The sequence below is a fragment of the Sphaerochaeta sp. S2 genome (assembly GCF_016406725.1).
Taxonomy (GTDB): Bacteria; Spirochaetota; Spirochaetia; order Sphaerochaetales; family Sphaerochaetaceae; genus Sphaerochaeta.
In genome coordinates this window covers 1-7,859 of sequence record NZ_JAEKNT010000361.1, presented here as the reverse complement: position 1 = coordinate 7,859, position 7,859 = coordinate 1, and the positions used below count along the sequence as shown (strand labels likewise).

At 43.7% G+C, this 7,859-nt stretch carries 7 protein-coding genes; all 7 read left to right on the top strand.

The window, feature by feature from the left end:
• Positions 1–626: 2-oxo acid dehydrogenase subunit E2 (locus tag JF818_RS10665; protein WP_198891997.1), on the top strand; the 626-nt coding region annotated here is incomplete at its 5' end.
• 14 nt (positions 627–640) lie between these two features.
• Positions 641–1,927: a dihydrolipoyl dehydrogenase gene (lpdA, locus tag JF818_RS10660; RefSeq protein WP_370570331.1), complete on the top strand. Its 1,287-nt coding sequence runs from the start codon at positions 641–643 to the stop codon at positions 1,925–1,927.
• A 332-nt stretch (positions 1,928–2,259) separates the two neighbouring features.
• A complete protein-coding gene (locus JF818_RS10655) occupies positions 2,260–3,393 on the top strand; it encodes a diguanylate cyclase (protein ID WP_198891996.1) in 1,134 nt (377 codons plus the stop codon).
• Between the two features lie 266 nt (positions 3,394–3,659).
• Positions 3,660–4,124, top strand: coding sequence for a peptidylprolyl isomerase (locus JF818_RS10650; protein WP_198891995.1), 465 nt, complete (start codon positions 3,660–3,662; stop codon positions 4,122–4,124).
• A gap of 473 nt (positions 4,125–4,597) precedes the next feature.
• Positions 4,598–4,954: a hypothetical protein gene (locus tag JF818_RS10645; RefSeq protein WP_198891994.1), complete on the top strand. Its 357-nt coding sequence runs from the start codon at positions 4,598–4,600 to the stop codon at positions 4,952–4,954.
• A gap of 404 nt (positions 4,955–5,358) precedes the next feature.
• Positions 5,359–5,787, top strand: coding sequence for a type II toxin-antitoxin system HigA family antitoxin (locus JF818_RS10635; protein ID WP_198891992.1), 429 nt, complete (start codon positions 5,359–5,361; stop codon positions 5,785–5,787).
• Positions 5,788–6,084: 297 nt separating this feature from the next.
• Positions 6,085–7,566 (top strand): hypothetical protein, encoded by a 1,482-nt coding sequence (locus tag JF818_RS10630; protein ID WP_198891991.1) that lies wholly within the window; start codon positions 6,085–6,087, stop codon positions 7,564–7,566.
• Positions 7,567–7,859 lie beyond the last annotated feature (293 nt).

Below are 7,859 nucleotides of genomic sequence, written 5' to 3'. Positions count from 1 at the left end.
TCCCCCATGTCACCCAGTATGACGAGGCTGATGTCACCGATCTTGAAGCATTGAGGAGAACGATCAAGGAGGAGATGAAGAGAAGTGAAGACCCTGTGAGTATCAGCATCCTCCCCTTCATCGTTAAGGCTGTTGTTGCAGCATTGAAGAAATTCCCTGAGATGAACGCTTCCTTTGATGAAGACAGTGGTGAGTTGATCCTCAAGCACTACTATCATATCGGTATTGCGGTCGACACCCCCGAGGGCTTGATCGTACCGGTCCTGAAGGATGCAGACAAGAAGAGCGTTACAGAGATTGCAAGGGAGCTTGCAAGCATCAGCCAGCGAGCCCGGGACAGGAAGCTGAAACCAGAGGACCTCTCAGGAGGATCGTTCAGTATCTCAAGCCTTGGAGGGATCGGGGGTACTGGATTCACTCCCCTGATCAATCCACCGCAGGTTGCAATCCTTGGAGTCTCAAGACTTGCAAAGAAGCCGATTTGGAATGGCAAGGAGTTTACGCCCCGAGACGTTCTACCCTTCTCAGTAGCCTATGACCATCGAGTCATTGATGGTGCTGCCGGGGTTCGCTTTACTACGTATCTCGCATCCCTGTTGGGCGATTTGCGACGAGTACTACTCTAAGGAGGTGTGTACAAATGCAAGAGAAGAAAACAGACCTTGTGGTCCTCGGAGGAGGACCCGGTGGGTATAGCGCGGCATTCCGTGCCGCTGATTTAGGTAGGAAGGTTACCATCATTGAAAAGAGTGCAGTACTGGGAGGGGTATGTCTGAATGTAGGGTGCATTCCTTCCAAGACATTGCTGCACATTGCAGAAGTGATAGAAGAGGCTGAGAAGCTGGCTCCTCTTGGGGTCTCCTTTGGCAAGCCCACCTTTGACTTGGAGAAGATCAGAGCCCATAGGGATTCGGTTATCAAAATCCTTACCTCCGGATTGGACTCACTGTGCAAGGCCCGTAAGGTTGAACGTATTGTTGGAGAAGGGTCCTTCCTCTCTGATACCGAGCTAAAGGTAGTAACTGAGAAGGAAGAGCTGAAGCTAACCTTCGAGGACCTAGTCATAGCTGTCGGGTCCCGCTCGGTGCAGATACCGGGTATCCCTTACGAAGATGAACGAATCTGGGATTCTACCAAGGCTTTGGAACTCACGCACATCCCCGATCGGCTTGCGATCATAGGGGGAGGTATCATAGGTCTTGAAGTAGCTACCATGTACCATGCGCTTGGTTCAAAGATTACCATCATCGAGATGATGGATTCCTTGATACCCCCTGCTGACAGAGATCTCAAGCAGCCATTGGTGAAGAAACTCAAGAAGCAGTATGAAGCCATCTATACCTCCACAAAGGTGGAAAAGGTAGAAGCAAAGAAGGATTCACTTACGCTCCACCTGGCTGGGGATAAGGCTCCCTCCACCATCGATGCTGATGCTGTACTGGTCGCAGTAGGAAGAAAAGTCAATTCCGACCGAATAGCACTTGAGAACACGAGTATCAAGACAACTGGTCGTGGTTGGATTGAGGTGGACAAGAAGCTCAGGACCAATGTCCCTCATATCTTTGCCATTGGGGATGTTGTGGGAGACCCTATGCTCGCCCATAAGAGCAGTCATCAGGGCAAGGTGGCCGCTGAGGTAGCCTCAGGACAAGCATCAGCCTTCACTCCAATGGGAGTTCCCTCAGTCGCTTATACCAGCCCTGAGGTAGCATGGGTTGGCCTGAGTGAAAATGAGGCCAAGGAGAAGGGAATAGCCTACAAGAAGGGGTCTTTCCCTTGGATGGCAAACGGTAGGGCACTAAGTGCTGTCGCAGCAGAGGGCGTCAGCAAGGCACTCTTTGATGAGAAGACAGGACGCTTACTGGGAGCAGGGATCTGTGGAAAGAATGCAGGTGAGCTTATCTCTGAGGCGGTAATTGCCTTGTAGATGGGTACAGTTGCCGAGGATATTGCCCTCAGCATCCATCCTCACCCTACCCTCAGTGAGACGTTTGCGGTAGCGGCGGAACTTGCAGAAGGTACAGCAACCGATACACTGAACAGATAAGAGACTAAGACAAAGTTTGGAAGCCCGCCCTCCTACAAAGGACGGGCTTTCTGTGCTGTAGTCTTGGATGGGCAATTCAAAGTGAGAATGGACTGATATGTTAATACTACCTTCTGGTTCTGGAACAAGATACGTCAGCTCATTGTGGTTATCATCATCGTGTACTACACTACCAGTAGATTTCTTACAATAGTTTCACCAGAAGGGATTAGATGTCGTTACATTATCCAACGCTGGGATCGGTGCTTCTTACAGTTGGAATTCTCACTTCCGTTATGATGATTTTCATCTGGCGATTATACCCTACATTACAGGGCACCAGCCTTTGGGCAGTTGGAGCACTACTGACTACATTAGGATTCTTTCCCATGTGGCTGGAACCAACGCTTGGCAGTATCGCCATTGTACTGAACAATATTGCCACAATTACCACTCCACTGCTCATATTCGAGGGAGCCATCAGGTTCAAGGGGCTTCATCCGCTAGACCATGTACGCGTACCTTTTGAGATTCTGTATGGAATAGGCTATCTTCTTTCGACTCTCTTGAACCTACATAATGCAAGAGGGCGATATATGATCAATGATCTTCTCATGATGATTGTCCTTGCCTTGACCATCGTGGTCCTGCTATGGAAGGTGAAAGGGCTTGAACGTATTGTCTATATAATCATTGCAGTCACATTCGCCCTGATGTTTGTTGCCTTCTTCTTTCGATGGCTGTTCTCAATGCTTAACAGCAATTTCCTGAACGATCCCAATCAGGTGCTGACCCCCATAATCTTTTTCACGCTAGTCCCCTGGGCTATCGGTTGGTCATATGGATTTATTCTCATTATCAACATCAAGGGAAGACAGGCACTCTTTGACGCAGCCCGTACTGACGTGCTTACGGGATTGAACAATCGGTTATGGATGACCGAACAATTTGACGCTGCGCTCAAGGCTGCAACCACCAAAGGTACCTCTCTGTGTCTTTCAGTATTGGATGTCAATGGATTCAAGAAACTCAACGATAAGTATGGACACATGTTTGGGGATGAAGTGTTACGGCACATCGGTAAGGTAATAAGAGAACGACTGACTGATGGGGATTCAGCCATCCGTTATGGAGGCGATGAATTCATCCTCCTCCTCACTTGCCCAAAATCAGGTAACAACCTTACACAGAAATTACAGCAGATTGTAGAGGCCGTTACAGAACCAATAACCATCGAATCTGTTGCCCTGAACCTATCCATAAGCTTTGGAAATGCTCTCTATCCTAAGGATGGAACTACCAGTGATGACCTCTTCAAGGTTGCCGACAGCAGGATGTATGCACAGAAACGCTCTGCAATGCGATGAAAGTTACGGTGATTAGACCGTAAGCAGTCTTTTGGACAACCAATAAAGTATAGGTAGCATAAAAAAGTTCACGATACCCTTTCCGTTTACTGATATTTTTAGTAGCTTCTAAAAATACAATCTTTTATCTCCTATATACATCCATTAAATTTGAATGATATCGAAGGTTGTTTTTATAGAATCATGTCATGGTGGTAATACCACGCTGGCTTTTGTTTCATGAGAGGAATAACAGGTTGTAATCTATTTGTAAGGTGGCTATTTTTATGCAGATTTCTGACAAGCATGTAGTAAGTATGAACTACACATTGAAAAACGACCAGGGAACAGTTCTTGATACTTCTGAAAACCGTGAACCGCTTTCTTTCATCGTCGGTTCCGGAATGATCATTCCAGGGCTGGAGAAAGAACTGCACGGTAAAGAAAAGGGAGACAAGGTATCAGTAACCGTCGAACCCAAGGAAGGGTATGGTGAATATGATCCTTCCCAGACTGTCGCAGTTTCCAAGAATCAGTTTGCTGAAGGAACTGAAGTCAAGGTGGGTATGACTGTTCAAGCCCAGAGAGAAGACGGTCAAGTACAGCTACTGACCATTAAAGAGGTTGTGGATGACACCATTACATTGGATGCAAACCATCCTCTTGCTGGAGAGACCCTCCATTTCGATGTTCAGATCGAAGATGTCCGTGAGGCTACAGAGGAAGAGATTGAACACGGTCACGTACACTGATCTGTTTTCTGATTGATTCTTTCAACCAACTAAATCACATATCCAAGACCGTCGGTATACAGGAAGTATTACCTAGCTGACGGTCTTGTTGTATGATTGTTCTTTGATTGATAGATATTGAATCCAAGCATTTAATTCATCATTGATGCAATTCTTGTCGATAACAACACATACCCTTTAATAATATTGATCAGCAAGTCAATTAGATTTAGTAAGCTAGTCTACTATACAGTCAGTTTTCCTATTCGAAGGAATTGCAGATACACCACGGAACACAAATTCCTACTAAAATATGTTCAAGGCACTCATTCAGTCTTCACAAGGCGAATTACACCATCAGAGACATAATTATTCTTAATGTAATGAAGCCAATAAATGAAAATATTCATTCTTGCTTTTAGCGATTATTTTTTACTTCGCGCGCTTGTTTTTATGTTATACTATTAGCGATATTAGTCACTATCGGAGGTAATATGAAAAAGCGTTTTCTTCTTGTTTCACTATTGGTACTCTTTGCCTTGGTACTCTCGAGTTGCACATCTACTACAATATCTACAAAGCAACCTTTCTCTGCGTCGGTATCTTTTCCAGCAGAGGGAACTTACCAAATCCTAGGGAGAGTGGACTTTACTCCTTCTCAAGGATCGGCCGGATATATAGATTTTCTAACATATGCCAAAACCATCTATCCTGATACCGATGACATTGTCAATATCATCGTTGATTCAGAAAATACCTATGAATTGACGGCAAGTCTCTACGGAAGTGAATCTAGATTGGTTTCCTCATCGTATATGATGAGTGGCATTGCTATCGCATATACAGAATAAGAAAATTTATTACAGATAATCTTGAATATTTTCCTTGAAAGTGTGATAAGTAGCCTCTGGAAAGAGAGTTTCTTTTGGGGCTTTTGTCTTCTAGATGAGTGCAACGGCTCACAGTGGAAACTTTAGGGTTTAGGAGCCCTTTCCATGTTTCTACAACTCTTCCTGAGCTTGTGATATTATTATTTGTGCGTCACTTCTCTTCATGAATTCTCCTTGTGCGATGTAGTTATCAACACATTAGAGAGTTCTGGGGGGAAGTGGCAATTATTTGGTTGTCCTAAGCTGGAAAGTTTTCTGTTGACTTACAGGGCAAAAATTCAACTGACTCTTACAACACAAACCATGTTTATCAGATTCATTGGTACCCATGCAGAGTATGACAAGGTAAATGCGGAGATAATTTGATGAAACCAAAAGTATTAAAAAATGATCTCGAGTATGAGATGGCTCTCAATCATGTCGAATCTATAATGGAACAACCTGAAACTGCAATAATCAATGACGAGATTGAACTATTTACTACATTAATCTCAATCTATGAAGAGGAAAATTTTCCTATTGATCTTCCAGATCCAATCGATGCAATTTTGTTTGTAATGGATCAACAAGGACTGTCCAGAAAAGATCTCGTTCCCATCATTGGTAGTCAAAGCAAGGTGTCTGAAATTTTGAACAGAAATCGCCCTCTCAGTCTTTCTATGATGAGAAGGCTTCATGAGGAATTGAATATTCCAGCAGCAATTCTTCTTCAAGACACACAACAGCAACAGATTCCTATAAAGCATTTCAGCAATGATGATTATCCTGTTTTCGATATTGAATGTGTTTTATAGTTTGAATATATAGAACACACTCTTCAGTGGAAGTAAGCCAACAACCCCGAACTGCATAACAGCCAATTTCTCATATTATCACTTTCTAGCACACAAATTATTTCATTCACCCCTCCCATACTCTTGCCATTCTCTCATTCCAGGATGATAGTTATATCATAGCTATTGCGGTAATACTTCCCATTTGGGAAAAGGAATGAAGCTATGCAAAGAGATACATTTCATACAGTGATTATACTGTTCCTTAGCCTGCTACTCCTGTTGGTATCCTGTGCTACTTCCACTACAGCCGAACCTATGCATGAAATAGAAAGTGAGGCTGTCTTTCCCGTTTCAATTGAGGATCTTTCTACTACTGCACCTGAAACTGAGGCACCAATTGCTGCTCTAGATACACCTGATGAACAGCAGAATTCGATTACACAATTGATAAAACCCAAGCGAGTTTTTCGATATGGAGATGTTCCTCGTTACGGTGAGTATCTTATTATAAGTAATGAAACCGGCTACACACTGGTACAGCTTGATATATTCAATGAGAGCATGTACCGCTCAAGTGACCAGATGGATAATCTGTTAGAACCGGAGGCTCTGATTCACCACGGTCAACAGAGAATAGCACTATTCAAGTTCCCGTTATTACAACAAGCCTTAGAGCAACAAGGAGCAGACTCATATTCAGTCAATGCAATCGATATCGATGGAGATCGGTATAGCTTCTCATGGTTGCCAGAAACCGATTCATGGAATATTGAGATCACTGAAGATGAACTCACCTTCTCTTTGGAAGATGTAACAATCCCTCCCCCACAAGGAGACTACTTTCTTATCACGAATGGGACTGAGTATCCCCTCAGTGCACTCTATGTCATAGATCCCACTGATAATGATGAAATTGCGAGTACCAATCTCTTGGGTGATATGATACTCCTTCCAACACGTATCGTTCACATAGCAACTGATGATGTTCCCTGGATAGCCGATCAGTTACCGTTTGATACATATGGCAGGGTTGAAATTCAAGCAGAAGATACCGATGGTGACCTTTACAGGAGACTGTGGTTTCCCACTACAGATATCTGGAATATTGAATTGACTATCGCAGACCTCCAGTATGATGTCTCCATTGATACGTATGAGCTGTATGTGGAGAACAATACCAACTTCGATATTTGGTACCTCTATCTTGCCACTGAAGAGTACTATGATGTACATGCATACGGAGATGACCTGTTAGAGGACAGCATCCTTTATGCCGGTGATAATACATATATCAATCTCTCTCAGTTCTCCCATCTAAGTGAATTATTGGCCACCGATATCGATGAACCAATACATCTTGTTGGTCTCGATCTGGATAGTGAGGAATACCACTTGCTTTGGTCACCTTATGATGATGGCTGGAGTATTGAACTGACCAATGAGAACTTCAGATCAGAGCCATTGCCTGAAGCCCCCTATGGGTATGCTACTCTCCTTGTCAGGAATCGTACTGGTGAGGATATATGGCACCTTTACATGATTACCGATGCCATGGCTGCACTCCAAGATAACGGTTTAGACGTGTTGGGTGATATCATCTGGCGAAGTGAAGATACACAAGCTCTTGTCCCAGAGTCGTTCTCTTGGGTTATCAGCTGGCTAAGCGCATATCCGGAAAGCACCTTGACTCTCATAGCAGAGACGTACGATGGAATTATCTATACTCGCCCCTGGAGTCCTTATACTCATGGCTGGCTCATTGATATTTCATCAGAAGATCTACTGAAAGAAATGTGAGTGGTACTGCCTGGTGATAGACATCGTAAGCCTATAAGAAAATCTAAATATGCAAGCGTCGGATGAATATCTTCATAAAGAGGAAATTGTATGTCATTGATTTCTCTCCTGTACAAGATTGTTATTTGCTATCGTAACCATACGGTACATATCTTCTTTGATATCTCATGCATTCTAGCTTACAATCATAGCAAAGAGGGAGCTATATGATTGGATTTATTATCATTGCAGCTATTGCTGCTTTAGCCTTTGCCGCAATCAACTATTATGGGGTGAAGAGAAAGGATTCAGGA